Annotated in this window: 15 protein-coding genes; 7 read left to right on the plus strand and 8 right to left on the minus strand. The window is 70.5% G+C overall.

The features are described from left to right. Positions 1 to 59: 59 nt before the first annotated feature. The 8 genes from rsgA to argC all read right to left on the minus strand — a co-directional run bounded on the left by rsgA (position 60) and on the right by argC (position 9089). Positions 60 to 1166, minus strand: coding sequence for a ribosome small subunit-dependent GTPase A (gene rsgA / locus ABT085_RS29505; RefSeq protein ID WP_351614445.1), 1107 nt, complete (start codon positions 1164 to 1166; stop codon positions 60 to 62). A gap of 207 nt (positions 1167 to 1373) precedes the next feature. Then, the gene (locus ABT085_RS29510) at positions 1374 to 2783 is read right to left on the minus strand and encodes a SidA/IucD/PvdA family monooxygenase (RefSeq protein ID WP_351614448.1); all 1410 of its coding nucleotides are present in this window, start codon (positions 2781 to 2783) and stop codon (positions 1374 to 1376) included. Positions 2784 to 3064: 281 nt separating this feature from the next. Beyond that, entirely contained in the window at positions 3065 to 3652 is a 588-nt protein-coding gene (locus ABT085_RS29515; RefSeq protein ID WP_351614449.1) for a response regulator transcription factor, read from the minus strand. 112 nt (positions 3653 to 3764) lie between these two features. After that, positions 3765 to 4829, minus strand: coding sequence for a ParB/RepB/Spo0J family partition protein (locus tag ABT085_RS29520; RefSeq protein ID WP_351614452.1), 1065 nt, complete (start codon positions 4827 to 4829; stop codon positions 3765 to 3767). A 334-nt stretch (positions 4830 to 5163) separates the two neighbouring features. Then, complete coding sequence (locus ABT085_RS29525; protein ID WP_351614455.1) at positions 5164 to 6498, minus strand: sulfate adenylyltransferase subunit 1; 1335 nt, start codon at positions 6496 to 6498, stop codon at positions 5164 to 5166. A gap of 2 nt (positions 6499 to 6500) precedes the next feature. Next, positions 6501 to 7445, minus strand: a complete 945-nt coding sequence (gene cysD, locus ABT085_RS29530) for a sulfate adenylyltransferase subunit CysD (RefSeq protein ID WP_385530082.1) — start codon at positions 7443 to 7445, stop codon at positions 6501 to 6503. A 14-nt stretch (positions 7446 to 7459) separates the two neighbouring features. Then, positions 7460 to 8026, minus strand: a complete 567-nt coding sequence (cysC, locus tag ABT085_RS29535; protein ID WP_351614458.1) for an adenylyl-sulfate kinase — start codon at positions 8024 to 8026, stop codon at positions 7460 to 7462. A 31-nt stretch (positions 8027 to 8057) separates the two neighbouring features. Then, the gene (argC, locus tag ABT085_RS29540; RefSeq protein ID WP_351614461.1) at positions 8058 to 9089 is read right to left on the minus strand and encodes an N-acetyl-gamma-glutamyl-phosphate reductase; all 1032 of its coding nucleotides are present in this window, start codon (positions 9087 to 9089) and stop codon (positions 8058 to 8060) included. A gap of 288 nt (positions 9090 to 9377) precedes the next feature. On the opposite strand from argC, the gene ABT085_RS29545 reads away from it, so the two are divergent. The 7 genes from ABT085_RS29545 to ABT085_RS29575 all read left to right on the plus strand — a co-directional run bounded on the left by ABT085_RS29545 (position 9378) and on the right by ABT085_RS29575 (position 17074). Beyond that, the gene (locus ABT085_RS29545; protein WP_351614464.1) at positions 9378 to 10745 is read left to right on the plus strand and encodes an MFS transporter; all 1368 of its coding nucleotides are present in this window, start codon (positions 9378 to 9380) and stop codon (positions 10743 to 10745) included. Positions 10746 to 10896: 151 nt separating this feature from the next. Beyond that, positions 10897 to 12087 (plus strand): ATP-grasp domain-containing protein, encoded by a 1191-nt coding sequence (locus ABT085_RS29550; RefSeq protein WP_351614467.1) that lies wholly within the window; start codon positions 10897 to 10899, stop codon positions 12085 to 12087. Between the two features lie 47 nt (positions 12088 to 12134). Continuing rightward, positions 12135 to 12815 (plus strand): 2OG-Fe dioxygenase family protein, encoded by a 681-nt coding sequence (locus ABT085_RS29555; RefSeq protein WP_351614470.1) that lies wholly within the window; start codon positions 12135 to 12137, stop codon positions 12813 to 12815. Between the two features lie 544 nt (positions 12816 to 13359). Continuing rightward, complete coding sequence (gene lysW / locus ABT085_RS29560) at positions 13360 to 13533, plus strand: lysine biosynthesis protein LysW (RefSeq protein ID WP_351614473.1); 174 nt, start codon at positions 13360 to 13362, stop codon at positions 13531 to 13533. 101 nt (positions 13534 to 13634) lie between these two features. Beyond that, positions 13635 to 14522, plus strand: coding sequence for a [LysW]-aminoadipate kinase (locus tag ABT085_RS29565; protein WP_351614475.1), 888 nt, complete (start codon positions 13635 to 13637; stop codon positions 14520 to 14522). Positions 14523 to 14528: 6 nt separating this feature from the next. After that, positions 14529 to 15800 carry an ATP-grasp domain-containing protein gene (locus ABT085_RS29570; RefSeq protein ID WP_351614477.1) on the plus strand — a complete coding sequence of 424 codons (1272 nt, stop codon included), beginning with the start codon at positions 14529 to 14531 and terminating at the stop codon, positions 15798 to 15800. Then, positions 15797 to 17074, plus strand: a complete 1278-nt coding sequence (locus ABT085_RS29575) for an MFS transporter (protein WP_351614479.1) — start codon at positions 15797 to 15799, stop codon at positions 17072 to 17074. The genes ABT085_RS29570 and ABT085_RS29575 overlap by 4 nt, the downstream gene beginning before the upstream one ends. Positions 17075 to 17291: the final 217 nt, after the last annotated feature.

A 17291-nucleotide genomic window follows, 5' to 3' on the forward strand; every position in this document is an offset into this window, starting at 1 on the left:
GCGGACGCAGCCGCCCGCCGCGGACGCCGGTGCGTGTCAACCGGCGGGGACCGCGGGGATCACCGTCCCCGCCCCCGCTTCGCCTCCATGGCGGCCCGGCCTTCGGCGCCCTTGCGCTTCCAGTCCTTGCGGATCTCCGCCCGCAGCCGGGCGTCGGTCTTGGCGACGATCCACTGGTTCTCCCGGACGAGCTTGCGGTAGCTGTCCAGCCGTCGCACGGACAGCTCCCCCGTCTCCAGGGCGGCCAGCACCGCGCAGCCCGGTTCGGACTCGTGCGCGCAGTCGTGGAAGCGGCACCGCTCCGCCAGTTCCTCGATCTCGGCGAAGACCTGTCCGACGCCGCTCTCGGCGTCCCACAGACCGACCCCGCGCAGTCCCGGGGTGTCGATCAGCACTCCGCCGCCGGGCAGCACGAGGAGGTTGCGCGTGGTGGTGGTGTGCCGGCCCTTTCCGTCGACGTCACGGGTGGCCTGTACGTCCATCACGTCGACGCCGAGCAGGGCGTTCGCCAGGCTCGACTTGCCCGCGCCGGACTGGCCGAGCAGTACGGACGTACCGCCGCCGACGAGAGCGACGAGGACGTCCAGCCCGGTTCCGTCGTGGGCGCTGACGGTCAGCACCGGCACGCCGGGCGCCGTCGTCTCCACGTCCTCGACGAGGTACGACAGGCCGGCCGGGTCCGGCACGAGGTCGGCCTTGGTGAGCACCACCACGGGCTGCGCACCGGACTCCCAGGCCAGGGCGAGGAACCGTTCGACGCGGCCGAGGTCGAGTTCGCCGCCCAGGGAGACGGCGACGACGGCGTGGTCGACGTTGGCGGCGAGGATCTGGCCCTCGGACCGCTTGGAGGAGGTGGAGCGTACGAAGGCGGTACGGCGGGGCAGCAAGGTCCGCACATAGCGCGGATCACCGCCCTGCGGGTCGACGGCGACCCAGTCGCCCGTGCACACGACCTTCATGGGATCGCGGGGAACGACGAACTCGGTGTCGGCCCGCACGGTGCCGTCAGGGGTGATGACGTCGCACTGGCCGCGGTCGACCCGTACGACCCGGCCGGGCAGGAGACCCTGCCCGGCGTAGGGGGCGAACTCGGCCTCCCGGTCCGCGTCCCAGCCGTACGGGGCGAGCGGGTGCGAGGAAGGAAGCCGGATGGAGGAGGAAGACAAGGGGGGACCCTTCACAAGGGTGGCCCAGGAGCCGGAACGCGCACACGGGCGCGGAAACCGGAGGTGTCAGCCGAGGGCCACGGAGGTGGAATCGATGAACTCGTGGATGCGGGCAGCGCCCATCGCAACGACAGCCATCAGTCACACCTCCCGGATCACGCTCGGCCGGCCACGGCGGCCGACGGCCGCCTCGGAACGAGGGAAACCCTAGCCGTGTGTCCGGCCGGAAGGCCACCTCTTTTCTTCGTGGCGGAATCCCGCCTCGGGTGAGGGGCCCGGCCGCCGGGTCCACACGGGCGCCGGGGGCTGCTTGCAGATGTCGGTGAAGATCTGCCGGGAACGGAACGGCAGCAGCGACAGAAGGGTGTCGCCGAGGCCGAACAGGTGCTCGCCGTAGCCCTGGACGTAGAGCCCGGCCGCCAGTTCGGCGGTGGTGCTCACCCGGTGGTCCGACAGCACGAGTTCGTCGCCCTCGGTCTTCAGGAACGGCACCAGTTGACCGAAGATCGACTCGTCCAGGGCCCTGATGTACCCGGTGGCCAGCACCACCCCGTCGCACAGGATGTCCCCTTCCGCCCCGCTGCGCCGGTCGACGATCTCTACCTGCGGACCGGTCTCGCCCTCCCGCACGGCGGTGACCTTGGTCGCCGGGTGAGTGATCAGCCGGCGGGTGCCGCGGACCTCGTCGTCGTACACCAGCCGGTAGAGATCGTCGAGGAAACCGGCCTCGACCACGCCGTAGTTCGAGTTGCGCAGTTCCGCCCGTAACGCGGCCCACTCCGAACTCGGCCTGGTGTAGAACGAGTTCGTGTACCCCTCGAAGAACTGCTCGTTGACGAAGGGGCTGTTGTCGGTCGCCCGCAGCGTCTCGCCGGACAGGAACAGGTGCACCCGGCTGTTCGGATACCCGCGCATCAGGTACGCCGCGATCTCACCGGCGCTCTGTCCGTCACCCGCGACCCCGAACTCGTACGAACGCGACCGGTCGGCGAAGTGGTCGGGGAACCGCGGCAGGAAGTCGCTGGAATGAATCACGGCCGGACCGGCGCAGACTCCCCCGATCGGCAGCCGGGGCCGGCCGCCGGCGGCGTGCACGACGTTGGCCGCGTAGCAGACGGTCGTACGTCCCGACCTGACGTCGCGCGCCTCCACGCGGAGCAGCCGGTGCGCGTCCTCGCCCGGCCGCCGGAACGGCGACACCCTGATGACCTCGGCGTGGTAGCGGACCTGGTCGGCGAAGAACCCCGCGACCCATTGCAGATAGTCCTGGTACTCCAGCCTGGTCGGCCGCAACTCGCCCAGGTTGACGAACTGTTCGAGACGGCCCTTGGCCTTGGTGTACTGGAGGAAGGTGTACGGGCTGGCGGGGTTGCGCAGCGAGACCAGGTCCTTCAGGAACGAGATCTGCATCCGGGAGCCCTCGATCAGCATCCCGGGGTGCCACCGCAGTTGCGGGCTGCGCTCGAAGAACAGACAGGTCCGTTCGCCGTCCAGTTCCTCGGCCGCGATGGCGAGTGCGAGGTTCGACGGCCCGAAGCCCACGCCGACCAGATCGTACGGATTGTCCTCGGTACCCAGCTCCGTGGTCCGCGCGTCGGACGTCGAAGCATTCGTCACAGCAGCACCTCACAGCATCGAAGTTCACTCCTCGGGACAGCGCACCCACGACCGGCCCGGATCTCGGTCGTTCCCGTTCAACTGTCCGGGTCCGTCAGTCGAACGGCGCTCCCGGGACGTGTGCCCCCTGCCGGTCACGGACAACGGCGACCTTAACGGCGGTCCCGAATGGCGTGATGTCACGGGAAGAGGGGACAGGGCCGGCCGTACGGCGCCTGGGTACGGTCGGCGGCATGGACCTGTCCGTGGACACTCGCGCACCTGCTCGGCGACGCCGGCCTTCAGCGGGTGATCGACGTGATGTCCGGCGGCCTCGGCTGACGGGTCTCGGGGCCCAGGGCGACTCGTGTCAGTTCGGCCTTGTTGCCCGCCCCGAGCTTCGCGCGGATGCGCTTCACATAGGTCTCCACCGTGTGCGGGCTGATCCCCAGGCGTTTCGCGATCTGGCCGTGGGTCAGCCCGCTGGAGATCTCGAACAGCACCTGCCGCTCCCGCTCCGAGAGGTCTCGGTGGTCGGCCACGTCCGGTCCGGGCGCCACCGCCCGGACCCGGGCGACGAGGCGGTCCATGGGCTCCCGCTTGCCGATCACGCGGGTGGCGCCGGATTCGAGGTACGCCTCGCAGTCGGCCGCCGTCGCCGTGCCGTTCAGCAGCAGGACCACGGTGAGCTGGGCCATTTCCGCGATGCGTAACAGGTCGCGGTCCGGGCACAGCAGGTCGGTGTCGATCAGGACCGCGTCGGCGGACCACAGGATGTCCGGGTCGGACAGGGTGGTCGCCGGTGTCGCCGTGAGACCGGCGGCCTCCAGAGCCTGGACGAGGTCCGCGAGATGCTCCGGTGAGCCGACGAGAACTTTGACGCGCGTCACGGTAGCCCCTTCGATCGAACCGGTACTTCGGAATCACGAGGCCGCAAACCCGAGGCCGGGATCACGACGCGGGAATCACGACGCCCGAAACCCGAGCTCGGAAAACCCGAGGTCAGGATCCCGACTTCAGGATCCTGTCCTCGAGGTACCGCTGGACCTCCTGCCAGGTGGCGCTGTTGTGCTGCGCCAGCCGCGCCATGATCCGCAGCGAGTGCGGCGGCAGGCTCGCCATGTGCTCCCGCCACTCGTCCAGCGCGGCCGTGTGGCCGTGCAGCCAGCGCAGCAGCGCACGACCACCGTCGGTGAACCGGATCGAGGGGTCGCTCTTCATCTCGAAGAGCGCCTTCCGCCAGTCCCCGCCGTGCGGGTCGTGGCCCTGCCCGTCCTGCCCGTCCTGCCGGTCCTGCCCGTCCTGCCGGTCCTGTTGGTCCTGCCGGTCCCGCCGGTCCTGTTGGTCCTGCCGCTCCCGTCGGCCGGGCGTGCCGGCCCGCTCCGGACGGGACGGGCCGGGGCGCTCCGGGACCAGGTGTTCGCCGTTGCGCAGCCGCCTGCGGACGTCCAGTGCCGTGGCCGGGGAGACCCCCGCGGCCACGGCGATCTCGCGGATGGGGGCATCGGGCCGCTGTGCCAGCAGATCGCCCGCCCGCAGTCGGCCCGCGGTGGCGTCCAGCGGTCGGACCCTGCCGTCCCGTCCCACCCGGGCCGTCACGTCCGTACGTCCGGATCCCTCGGCCGAGCGCCGGCGGATGGCTCCGACCGTGGTGGCCGACAGACCCGTCACCGAGGCGACCTTCCGGTCCGACCACTGTGGACGCGCGTGCACGATCCGGGCCGCCGCCGCGGTCCGGTCGGCCTGCGACAACGGCAGCCCGTGCGCGATGTTCGTCTTCACCGCGACGATGAACGCGTCCTCGTCGTCACCGTCGTGGAACCGGACCAGGATGTCGCGCTGGCCGCGGAGTCTGGCCGCGCGCAGCCGGTGCATTCCGTCTATCACGCGCCGGGTCGGCACGTGCACGACGATCGGCGGCAGCACCGTCTCGGACAGCGCCAGGACCTGGATGTGTTCCGCGCTCTCCCCGGCCAGTCTCGGCGAGTCCGCCGGAAGCAGGGACGCGATCGGCACCCACTCCTCGCCGTCGTGGCATCCGTCGTCGGCTTCCTCTTCGTTCGACACCCCCGTGTCCTTTCCTCGGCACGTCGCTGCGCAAGGACTCCGCTACTCAGGTGGTGCGGCCATCGGGATCCGCGGCCCGGCGACCGGCCGGTGACACGACGGGCGGCGACCCGTGCTGTGGTGGGCCGTGGAGGACGGCACCGGGCAGGGGTCGCCGGGCGATCCGGAACGCGTCACCGGTGAACGTCGAGGCCGCCCTCGCGGGCATCAGGAACAGTCGACTCGAACATGCCGTGTGTCTCCCCCGATTCGGCAGCACCAGGCCGGTATCGAGCAGAATACTGATCTTCCTCCGGATATGGCAGGCTCACCTCAACTATGGCTTGAATCCGCGTCAATATCCGGCCGGGCCCTGTCCTGCCCCGGTTCCCGCGTCGATCATCCCCGCGGCGAGCGTCGTCCCGTCCTGCGGGTCGACGAGCAGGAACGAACCCGTGCGCCTGTTCTCCCGGTAGTCGTCGACGGCGAGCGGCTCGGCGGTGCGAATCCGTACCCCGCCGATCTCGTTGACGGACAGACCGTCCTCGCAGGGCAGCCGACGGGCGTCGGTGACGTCCGTGCGGTAGTCGATCCGCTCCACCATCGCCTGGACCGTGCGGGTGGTGTGCTTGAGCAGCACCCGCTGTCGCGGCCGCAGCGGGCGGTCGTGCAGATGGCACACGCTGGCGGTGATGTGCCGCAGCAGCTGTGGAGCGGGGCCCGCGCTCAGCAGGTCGCCCCGGGAGATGTCGATCTCGTCGGCGAGCCGGACGGCCACCGACTGCGGTGCCCTGGCGCTGTCGGTCTCCCTGCCGAGCACGCTGAGGCCGACGACCGTGCTGGTCTGCCCGGACGGCTGTACGACGACGCGGTCGCCGACCTCGACGACGCCGGAGACGAGTTGCCCGGCCGGCCAGCGCTCCACCACCTGCCGGTGCTGCGAGGGGTGCCGGATCACGTACTGCACCGGCAGGCGCAGCGGCCTGCCGACCGGGTCCGCTCCGACCGGCACGTTCTCCAGATGGGACAGCAGTGTCTCGCCCTCGTACCAGTCCATCCTGGTGGAGGGTTCGACCACGTTGTCGCCGGTCAGCGCGGACATCGGGATGGCGGTGACGTCCGTGATCCCCAACTCGCGCGCCCGCCGGGCGAACTCGTCCGCGATCGCGGTGAAGGCGGACTCCCGGTAGTCGACGGTGTCCATCTTGTTGACGGCCAGCACGACGTGCGGCACCCGCAGCAGTGCCGCGATCGCGCCGTGCCGCATCGTCTGCGCGACCACGCCGTTGCGCGCGTCGACCAGGATCACCGCCAGGTCGGCGGTGGAGGCGCCGGTGACCATGTTGCGCGTGTACTGCACATGACCGGGGGTGTCGGCGAGGATGAACCGGCGTGCGGGCGTCGCGAAGTAGCGGTAGGCCACGTCGATGGTGATGCCCTGTTCCCGTTCGGCCCGCAGGCCGTCGGTGAGCAGAGCCAGGTCGGGGCCGTCCTGACCCCGCCTGCGGGACACCTCCTCGATGGCCGTCGCCTGGTCGGCGAGGACGGACTTGGTGTCGTAGAGGAGCCGTCCGACCAGGGTGGACTTGCCGTCGTCGACCGACCCGCAGGTGGCCAGCCGCAACAGGCTCCCCGGGGGCCGGCCGGTGGAGCACGTCTGAACTGCCGCTTCCGCGACGCCTGCTGACATGTCTAGAAGTACCCTTCTCGCTTGCGGTCCTCCATGGCTGCCTCGGACAGCCGGTCGTCGGCCCTGCTCGCGCCGCGCTCGGTCACCCGGCTCGCGGCGATCTCCGCGATCACCTCGCCCACCGTCGAGGCGGACGAGTCGATCGCGCCGGTGCAGGACATGTCGCCGACCGTGCGGTACCGGACCCGGCGCTCGCACAGGGACTCGTCGTCCCGGGGGCCGCCCCAGTCGCCGGGCGCCAGCCACATGCCGTCGCGCCGGAACACCTTGCGCCAGTGCGCGAAGTAGATCTGCGGCAGTTCGATGCCTTCCTGCTCGATGTACTGCCAGACGTCGAGCTCGGTCCAGTTCGACAGCGGGAAGACACGGAAGTGCTCGCCGGGCCGGTGGTGGCCGTTGTACAGCTGCCACAGCTCGGGCCGCTGCCTGCGCGGCTCCCAGGCGCCGAACTCGTCCCGGAGGCTGAACACCCGTTCCTTGGCGCGTGCCTTCTCCTCGTCGCGCCGGCCGCCGCCGAACACGGCGCCGAAGCGGCCGTCGCCGATGGCGTCCAGCAGGGGAACGGTCTGGAGCGGATTGCGGGTGCCGTCCGGCCGCTCCTGGAGCGTTCCGTCGTCGATGTACGACTGCACGGACGCCACATGGAGCCGGAGGGCGTGCCGCTCGACGACGCGGTCCCGGTAGGCGATCACCTCGGGGAAGTTGTGGCCGGTGTCCACGTGCAGCAGGGAGAACGGCAGTGGCGCCGGGGCGAACGCCTTGAGCGCCACGTGCAGCATGACGATCGAGTCCTTGCCACCGGAGAACAGCAGCGTCGACCGGTCGAACTCCCCCGCCACCTCGCGGAAGATGTGGGCCGCCTCGGCCTCCAGGGTCTCCAGGTGCGTCAGCGGGGGCGCCGTCCGCGGCCGCGGGCCGAGGCGTCCGGGACGGCCGGCGGGCGCGATCTGCGCCGGGGCGGTCACGACAGCCCCCGGGCCGTGAGCAGCGCGCGCACCTGACGGACCGACTCGTCGACGGTCTGGTGCTGGGTGTGGACCCGCAGATCGGGGTCGACCGGTATCTCGTAGGGGTCGTCCGCGCCGGTGAGACCGCTGAGTCGGCCTGCCGCCTGCCTGGCGTAGAGGCTCTTGACGTCCCGGTCGGCGCAGATCTCCACCGGGGTCGCCACATGCACCTCGACATAGGGGACCCGGCGGTCCGCGTGCAGGTCACGCACCGCGGCGCGGGACAGCGCGTAGGGGGCGATGACCGGCACCAGCACGGTGACGCCGTGCCCGGCGAGCAGCCCGGCCACGTAGCCGATCCGCCGTACGTTGGTGTCCCTGTCCTCCTTCGAGAATCCCAGTTCCGCGGAGAGCGCGGCACGGACCTCGTCACCGTCGAGCACCTGGACCCGGTGTCCGCCGGAGCGCAGGTGCTCGGCGAGACCCACCGCGATGGTGGTCTTGCCCGCGCTCGGCAGGCCGGTCAGCCATACCGTGCCGCCCTGCCACTCGGCTGGTGTGTCATTCGGTGGTGCGCTCATGTGCGGATCTTCCTTTCGTGTCGGCCGGGGTTCACAGCGGGTGCAGTCCGGGGAAGGTCAGGCCGAGGTTCTCGGGCCGGCCCATGCGGATGTTGAGGCACTGGAGGGCGTTGCCCGCGCCGCCCTTGACCAGGTTGTCCAGGGCGGCGATCGTGGTCAGCCGGCCGCTGTCCTCGTCGACCGCGTAGCCGACGTCGCAGTAGTTGGAGCCCAGGAGGATCTTCGGGTCGGGGTAGCGGAAGGTGCCGCGCTGGTGCGCGACGACCCGGACGAAGGGCTCATCGGCGTACTGCTCGCGAAAGGCGCGGCGCACGGTCTGCTTGTCCACACCGGGGCGCAGCGTGGCGTGGCAGATGGTCTGGACCCCGCGGACCGCCTCGACGCCGGTGGCGGTCATCGCGGCGGACAGGCCCAGATGCCGTGCGATCTCGGCCTCGTGGCGGTGCCCGGTGGGCGCGAACACCCGCATGGAACCGCTGCGTTCGGCGTGCAGGTTGGCCGGACCGGCCATGGCCCCCGAGCCGCTGGAGCCGGTGCGGGCGTCGAACTGGGCCCCTTGCTCCAGGTCGATCAGATCCCGGGCCACCAGGGGGTACAGGGCGAGTACGCCGGCCGTGGCCATGCACCCGGGGACACTGACCAGGTCCGCGGTGCGCAGCCGGTCGCGGTGCAGTTCGGGAAGGCCGGGCACGAAGTCGCCCAGCAGATGCGGGGCGAGGTGCTCCTCGCCGTAGTAGCGCCTGAAGACCTCGGTGTCGTCGAGGCGGAAGTCCCCGGTCAGGTCGAACACGAACTTGGACCGCTGCGTCCAGTGGTCGATCTGGGTCATCGCCACCCGGTGCGGCAGCGTCAGGAACACCGCGTCGCACTCTTCGACCTCGTCCGCCGAACAGAACGTCAGATCGGTGGCGGACCGCAGATTCGGATGCACCCCGTCGATCCGTTTCCCCGGGAAACGGGACGAGACCGCGCCCACCACCTCGACCTCGGGATGGCCCAGCAGCAGCCGCAGCAACTCCCCGCCGATATATCCGGCCGCACCGGCCACCGCCACCCGTATCACGGCCGTATCCCCCTCGCTGCAATGCGCCGACGCGTCATCACGACTCCTTTCCGGTCGAACCGACGACCCATGCGGAGAAAACTACAAACCCAGAAGTCCCACTCGCGTCCGCGACGAACACAGCTTCCAGGAGTCGTCCGAATTAGATTCGCGTCCCACGACTAAGCATCTCGATTACCCGATGTGAGCGCCGTGCGTGCCAGTCTTGCAATCGGCCCCTATGCGTCGAGGAGTTCAGTGCGGCGTTCCCGGCGCCGCCATCACCTCACCGAGAGAGAGACGGATCAGATGAGGGTCACCCAGAATCCTGATTTCCGGCGGCTGCGGGCCGCGCAGGGCGTCAGTCAGATAGGCAGCCAGATCGGTTTCCTGGCGCTGCCCCTCGCCGCCCTCCAGGTGCTGCACGCCAGCGTGTTCGAAGTCAGTGTGCTCACGGCCGCGCAGATCGTGCCCTTCCTGCTGATCGGTCTGCCCGCCGGGGTGTGGGTGGACCGGATGCGCCGACGGCCCGTCCTGATCAGCACCGACCTCTTCCGTGGGGTGCTGCTGCTCACCGTCCCGCTGGCCTACGCGCTGGACGTGCTCTCCCTGGGGCAGCTCTACGTGGTCGCGTTCGGGCAGGGTGTCGCCACCGTGTTCTTCGACGTCGCCTACCAGTCGTATCTGCCGGACGTCGTCGAGGACGATCAACTGACCGAGGGCAACGCACAGTTGGAGCTGGCCCGGTCGGCGTCGCAGCTGATCGGACCCAGTGCGGGCGGCTGGCTGATCTCGGCGTTGAGGGCCCCGGTCGCGCTGGGCGCCGACGCCCTGTCCTTCCTGTTCTCCGCGTTCATGGTGTCGCGCATCCCCGCCGAGCGGGAGAAGCCGGTGGTGAAGGACGGCAACCGGCCGACCTGGTCGGTGCTGTGGAAGGAGGTCGGCGAGGGACTGGCCTTCGTACGCCACCACCGCCTGCTGGCGCCGCTGGCCGGGGTCGGGGGGCTGCTGAACTTCTCCTACGGCATGGTCGCGGCCATCTTCACCACCTACGCGGTGCGTGAACTGGGCTTCTCCGCCGGCAAGCTGGGCACCTTGATGGCGATCGGTTCGCTGGGCGTCGTCGTGGGGGCCGTCGTGGTCCGCAGGCTGTCACAGCGCCTGGGCACCGGACCGAGCATCGTGCTGGGTGCGCTCCTCAACGGCGTCGGCCCCCTGTTCACCCCCGCCGCGCCCGCCTCGTCCCCCGAAGCGGTGATCGCCTGCGGCCTGTTCCTCCAGTCGTTCGGCGTGGTGCTCTTCAACGTGAACCAGGTCAGCCTGCGTCAGAGCATCACCCCGCGAGCGCTCATGGGCCGTATGACCGCCACGATCCGGTTCGTCATGTGGGGCACGCTGCCCGTCGGATCGCTGTGCGCCGGTGCGCTCGCCTCGAACATCGGCCTGCACCGGGCCCTGTGGGTGTCGGCGTCGGTCGGCGCCCTGGCCTTCCTCGGGGCGCTGTTCTCCGGCGTCCGCACCGTGGGTACGAAGGAGGTTCCGCTGCTGGCCCCGACGGCGGACACCGAGACCACCGGCACCGCGGCCGCCGGCACCGAGACCGTCGCCCCCGAGACCGCCGGCACCGTGGCCGCCGACGAAGCCGCGGAACAGTACGACCGCGCCGCCGCCGGGTGAGTTCACGGCCGGCGCATTCACGAGCGTATTGACCCGGCTCTCCCGCCGTCGAATCCCTCGATCACCACAAAGCTTCCCTGGTTCCACCATTTCTGCCGACTGGCGCGCTTTTCCGACGCCAGACCTGGATGTGCGATCTGGAGGCCCATACGTGAAATCCGTACTCATCCTCTCCAAGTGGAATGCCGGCGCAGTGGTCCCTGCTGCCGACCAGTTACGGTCCCGCGGAATCCGGCCGGTACTGATATCCGAGATTCCGGACACCCGTCACCGCGACTCCTGCGACGACCACGTCGTGGTGGACTGGGACAGCGAGGACCTGCCCGCGCTCATCGACCGGCTCGACGAGCGCGGCATCGTCCCTCTCGCGGTCGTCAACCTGATCGAACCGCTGCTCCCCTGGCAGGGCGGCCTGGCCGCGCACTACGGCCTTCCGGGCGCCGGCGTCGGCCTCGACGTGCTGGCCAGCAAGGTGCTGGTCCGGGAGCGTATGCGCGACCTGGGGCTGTCCTCCATCGGCTTCTGCGAGAAGCCGGCGGAGGTGGACTTCTTCCCCGCCATCGTCAAGCCCTCGCGCGAGTCGACGGCCTCGCGGCTGGTCCGCCGGGTGGACGGCCCGGCCGAACTCCTCGCCTACGAGCGCCACCTGGCGGAGCGCGGCTTCGGCGACACGGAAATGATCATCGAGGAGTATCTGCCCGGGGTCGAGTTCTCCGTGGACGGCCCCGTCGTGGACGGCCGCTTCCATCCGGTCCTGGCGGTCGAGAAACCCGACCACGACGAGGTCAGGCACCACGACGCGGGGCTGCGGGTCCATCCTCCGCAGCAGGACCACGTGCGGGCCGGCGTGCCGGTCCTGACCGCGATGCTCGACGCGTTCTGCGCCGATCTCCGCCTCGACCAGCTCTGGCTGCACGTCGAGGGCCGGGCCGACGAGAGCGGCCGGACGGAACTGGTGGAGATCAATCCCCGGTTCGGCGGCGGCATGTATCCGACGGCGATACAGGAGATCAGCGGGATCGACCCGGTGGAGGCGATCGTCTCCATGGCACTGGGCGAGTTCACGCTGGAACGACCGGGTCCGCTGCGCGACCGGACGGTCATCGGGTGGGTCGACGTGGAGGCCGACGAGCTGGGCCGGGTGGAGATCGGCGCCACGGAGGAGGACCTGTGCGCGCTCCCGGGCGTCGTCAAGGCGGTGGTCGTCGACGGCTACCGGGTGACCGACCTGGAGCAGGAGAACTACTTTCTCCGTTTCGCGCTCACCGCCGACTCGGTGAGTGAATTGCGCGCTCGCGCGGCGGACGTCCTGAACGCCGTAGGCGAATGGCGCGTCGTATGAGATTCGGCGGCTCGCGTTTCTGTCCCCGACCGGAGGAGAACAAGGGAATGGATCGGCTGAAGTTCACGCTCGGCAATGCGCGCGACGACCTGCTGCGGGACGGCGACGACTGGGACAAGTTCAGCCGGTTCTGGGAGGACCTGCCGCTGGACCCGTACATGGGAGACGGCGGCACCTATCGCCGTCGTAAGCACTCCCTGATCTCGTACACCGTCGCCGACGGCACCGTCGCCTCGATCGACCAGGACGGTTTCCTCCAGAGCAAGGAGATAAACCGTCTGAACGGCGGCATCGTGCGGCGCTTCGAACCGGCCGACCAGGCGCTGCTGGACACCTCCGTGTTCCGCCGGCTGCTGGCCCATTTCGTCGCCCGCATCGAACGGAGCACGCCCGACGGTGCGCCGGTGCCCGCGGTGCGCCGGATCAACGTCCATCAGCACCGCATCGTCGCCACCCAGCGGGAAACCGGGAATCCGACCCCGGAGGGGATCCACCGGGACGGTGTCGAGCACATCGTCATGATGCTGATCGCACGCAGGGACGTCACCGGCGGAGTCAGCACGCTCTACGACAACACCAGGTCACCGGTACTGACCCACACCCTGACGGACCCCGGGGACTACATATTCCTGGACGACCGCACGGCCATGCACTCCGTGTCCCCGGTGCGGGTGGCCCCCGCGGCCGCGGAGGGGTACCGCGACATGTTCTTCCTGGAGTTCTGCTGACGGGCGGGAGCCTCCGAGGCGGCCTCCCCCGGCCGGACTCCGCTCGCGTAGCGGGACAGCACGGCCTGGGCGTCCTCGCCCCGGAGCGCCGACAGCAGCTCGGACACCTGCTCCCGGCCGCGCACGACGTTGACCGTGCGGCACTGGCGGGTGATCAGGACGGCTCCCTCGTGGAGCTGCTGGTAGCCGAAGAGGCGTGCGGTACGCATGGTTCTCCGATCGATGAGGGCCGTGGGTCATCGGCTCGGAAGGCCGACAACGGCCGTCCTGCCATGTGGGACACGCTACGCGCCGGCCGGCACCGCGGGCGTCCTCGGCAAATTCAATGAGGGAGCCGCACCGCGTTGATGCGGGGCCTTTTCGGCTACGCATTCCGATTGCCGGGGTAAGCGGGGCGCTTATCCGCAGAAGGAGAGGGTCGGCGTGACGCGTACCCGCGAATGCGTTCACCGGGGACGCACCTGACGTCGACCCGACCGTACCGTCTTTCCCGACGTGACAGACCGGCGGTCCGCCCCGGAAAACCGATGGAAAGGAACACCGCATGCCCACCATGCAGGCCTGTCCCGAATGCGAGGACGAGGTGCAGATCAGCCAATCGGCACGGCTCAACGAGATCGTCGACTGCGCGGGCTGCCGCAGCGAACTGGAGATCGTCGCGCTGAGCCCGATGGTGCTCGCCCGCGCGCCCGAGGTCGAGGAGGACTGGGGAGAGTAGCGGCCACGCGCGATCCACCGGGGCCCGACCGCGGCCCGCGTAGCGGCGGTCGGCCCGCCCCGCCCCGTATCCCATCCGATTCCCGGCGAACTGGAGACACTGTGACCACCAGACCGCTCATGGTCATCAAGTGCGGCGGCAATCCGTCCGTCGACGCCGCGGGCATCTGCGCCGACGTCGCCAGGCTCGCCGGCGAAGGAAACTCGATCCTCCTGGTGCACGGCGGCTCGGGGGAGATCGCACGACTGGCCGGGCGACTGGGTGTCCCGCAACGCACGCTCGTCGCCCCGGACCAGGTGTCCACCCGGTACACCGACCCGGCCACCCTGGAGGTGGTCGTCCTCGCGCTGGCCGGCGGGGTCAAACCGATGATCGTCGCGGAGCTGTCCCGGCTCGGGGTGCCCGCGGTCGGTCTCACCGGCCTGGACGGCGGCATGCTGCGCGCCCGCCGCAAGTCCGTCGTGCGCTCCGTCGTGGACGGCCGCACGACCCTGGTCCGGGACAATCTCAGCGGCCGGCTCGGCGAGGTGCGTACCGAACTCGCCGAGTCCCTGCTGCGCTCCGGCTTCGTGCCGGTGGTCTCGCCGCCCGCGCTCGACGAGCACGGTCAGGCGGTGAACGTCGACGCCGACCGCGTCGCCGCCGCGCTCGCGGCGGCACTCGGCGCGGAGCGGCTGGTGCTGCTGACCGGCGCACCGGGGGTGCTCGCCGACCCTTCCGACGAGACGAGCGTGCTGAACACCTACGAGGTACCCGCGTCCGGCGCGCCCGGCGGGGGCATCGGCGGTGGCATGGCGCTCAAGCTCGTCGCGGCACGCGAGGCGCTGTCCGGCGGAGTGCCGTCGGTCCGCATCGCCGACGGTCGGGTGGCGGACCCGGTCAGCCGGGCCCTGGCCGGATCCGGCACCGCCGTGACGATCGGTCCGCCGTCCGGTCACCGGCTCGCCCCAACCCTTCCGCCCGTGGTGTCCACCTCCCAGGGAAAGTAGTTGACCATGCCAAGCAGTTCTCCGGTGCCCGTCAAGCGCGTCGCGTTCGTCGACGCGTACGCGATGGGACGCCTCCTTCTGCCCGTCATGAACCGGCTCGGCATAGAGAGCGTGCACGTCGAGTCGCCGCATCCCGATGTCCACCTGGTCCGGCTGCCGTTCCCCGAAGGCTTCGTGGCCAGGGTGCGCCACGACGGTGATGTCGCGGCCACCGCCGCCGCGCTGCGCGAGCTCGGGGTCGAAAGGGTGATCTCCTCCGGCGAGTCGGGCGTCGAGCTGACCGACCGGCTCGCCGCCGAACTCGGCACGCCCGGCAACGGGATGAGCCGGCCGGCGTCGCGCCGCAACAAGTACGACATGGTCCTGGCCCTGCGCGACGCGGGGGTCGAGTCCGCGGCCACGATCGTCTCGGCCGACGCCGAAGAGATCGTCAAGTGGGCCGAGGAGGGCGTGGGTTACCCGGTCGTCCTGAAGCCGGTCGCCAGCTGCGGCACCGACAACGTCGTGGCGTGTGCGTCCGCGGACCAGGTCCGCGCCGTCCACGAAAAGATCATGACCAGTCCGGACCGGACCGGCCTGCCCAACACCACCGTCCTGGCACAGGAGTTCCTGGACGGGGACGAGTACTTCGTCAACGCGGTCAGCCGAAACGGCAGGCACCACACCGCCGAGATCTGGCGGTACCACAAGACACGGCTGCCCGGCGGCAACATCATCTACGACTACAACGAGCCGCTGGCACCGGACGATCCGCAGGCCGAGCAGGTCGAGGCCTATGCCCACCAGGTGCTCGACGCCCTGGAGGTCCGCAACTGGGCCAGCCACACCGAGGTCATGCTGACCGCCAGGGGACCGGTGCTCGTCGAGTGCGCCGCACGCTTCGGCGGAGGGCAGGTCCCGGAGATCGCCAGCCGCTGCCTGGGCACCAACCAGATCGAGCTCGTGGGCCTGTCCGTCGTGGACCCCGACGCGTTCGACCTGCTGCCCACCACCGCGTACCGGTTGCTGGAACGTCTGCGGTACGTGCATCTCGTCAACCCGAACGATCACGGCGTGGCCCCCTCCGACGAGGCGATGGCCGCCGTCCGCGCGCTCCCGTCGTACGTCCACGCCGTCACGACGCGTCCGGCCGGGGAGCCGCTGCCCCGCACGGTCGACGTCGCGACCCAGCCGGGGTACGTGATCCTCATCTCCGAGGACCCGGAACAGCTCGACGCGGACTACCGCCGGCTCCGGGAGATCGAACGCGATCACCTCTACGCCGACCCGGCGTCGTGAGCACGGAGACGGCGGACCGGGCACGCGGCAACGAGCCGCGGTTCCGTGACACCCTGCGCGGTCTGCCCCGCCGGGTCTGGATCATCAGTCTCGGCAACCTGATCCTGCAGGCCGGCAGCTTCCTGCCGGTGTTCATCGTGCTCTACGTGACCCAGCACGGTCACTCCGCCGGGGCCGCGGGGCTCGTGCTGGGCGCGTCCGGACTGGGCCGGGTCCTCGGCAACGTCATCGGCGGCCATCTCACCGACACCATCGGCCGGCGCTGGGCGATCCTGCTGTCCGTCGTGGCGACCTCGGGGCTGACGGCCTCCGTGCCGTTCCTCGGACCGCTCCCCACGATCATCGCCGTGGTCGGTCTCATCGGCCTGGTGTCGCAGATCTACCGGCCGGCCATGGCGGCGGTGCTGATCGACTCCGTGTCGTCCGCCCAGCAGCGGCTCGCCGCCTTCGGGGTGCTCCGGTTCGCCCAGAACATCGGCTCCACCCTGGGCGGTGTGCTCGGCGGTGTGCTGGCGAGCATCTCCTATGCGGGACTCTTCCTGGTGGAGGCCGGGGCGCTGCTGCTGTTCGGCGTGATCGTGGCCGTGCTGCTGCGCGACGCGCCGCAGCCGCGGTCCGGCTCCGGCGCCGCACGGACAGGGGCCGAGCCGGCGGTCGGCTACCGGCAGGTGCTCGCCGACCGGGTCCTGGTGCGGTTCCTGCTGATGACCGTGTTCTCCATGTTCGCCTACATCCAGACCGCCGTCGGTCTGCCCCTGCACATCGACGACGTGGGGCTGAGCGCGCGTGACTTCGGTCTTCTCATGGGGCTCAACGGTCTGCTGGTGGTGCTGCTGGAGCTGCCCATCACCAGTGTGATCTCGCGGTACCGGCCGGAGCACGTCCTGGCCTTCGCCAACCTGCTCACGTGCGGCGGTCTGGCGCTGTCCGGGTTCACCGCCGGGATGGCCCTGCTCGCGGCGACGGTGGTGGTCTGGACGTTCGGCGAGATGGCGTACTCCTCCGTCGTCCAGGCCCATCTGGCGAGTCTGACCCCGCCGGGGATGGTAGGTCGCTACCAGGGGCTGTACGGCGCCGCCTACGCGCTCGGCACGGGCGCCGGACCGGTCATCGGCGCCGCCGTGTACGCGATCGGCCCGTGGGTGCTGTGGACCGTGGTCGGGGTGCTGGGCGTGGTGTGCGCCCAGCTCAGTCTGGGGCTGCGCGGTCCGGACGCCGTGGCCGGCGAACCGGTCCCCGAACCCGGCGGCGCACCACCCGGCGCCACCGCCTGACGGAGGGTCCGCGCCCTCGGCCGGGGTCGGCATGCCGATCCCGGCTCGGAGCTCCGGACAGAAGCGGGGTCCGCCGGGCCCCGCTTCTGTCCGGAGCTCTTCGGCCTGCCCGGAACACCGTGGCGCGCGGCACGGGCGCCGCACGCCTTCCGGTCGCTGCCGTGGTTCCGTGGTCCCAAGAAGGAAGCCGCCGCGGGCCGCAGGGGAGCTCCCCAGA

It is taken from the genome of Streptomyces sp. NPDC002265 (assembly GCF_040296125.1).
Lineage (GTDB): Bacteria > Actinomycetota > Actinomycetes > Streptomycetales > Streptomycetaceae > Streptomyces.

Bases quoted from the DNA above. Each gene is read 5' to 3' on its own strand.
- ABT085_RS29555 (WP_351614470.1), top strand. From the start codon at position 12,135: ATGGATCGGCTGAAGTTCACGCTCGGCAATGCGCGCGACGACCTGCTG.
- lysW (WP_351614473.1), top strand. From the start codon at position 13,360: ATGCCCACCATGCAGGCCTGTCCCGAATGCGAGGACGAGGTGCAGATC.
- cysC (WP_351614458.1), bottom strand. From the start codon at position 8,026: ATGAGCGCACCACCGAATGACACACCAGCCGAGTGGCAGGGCGGCACG.
- ABT085_RS29525 (WP_351614455.1), bottom strand. From the start codon at position 6,498: ATGTCAGCAGGCGTCGCGGAAGCGGCAGTTCAGACGTGCTCCACCGGC.
- ABT085_RS29545 (WP_351614464.1), top strand. From the start codon at position 9,378: ATGAGGGTCACCCAGAATCCTGATTTCCGGCGGCTGCGGGCCGCGCAG.
- ABT085_RS29570 (WP_351614477.1), top strand. From the start codon at position 14,529: ATGCCAAGCAGTTCTCCGGTGCCCGTCAAGCGCGTCGCGTTCGTCGAC.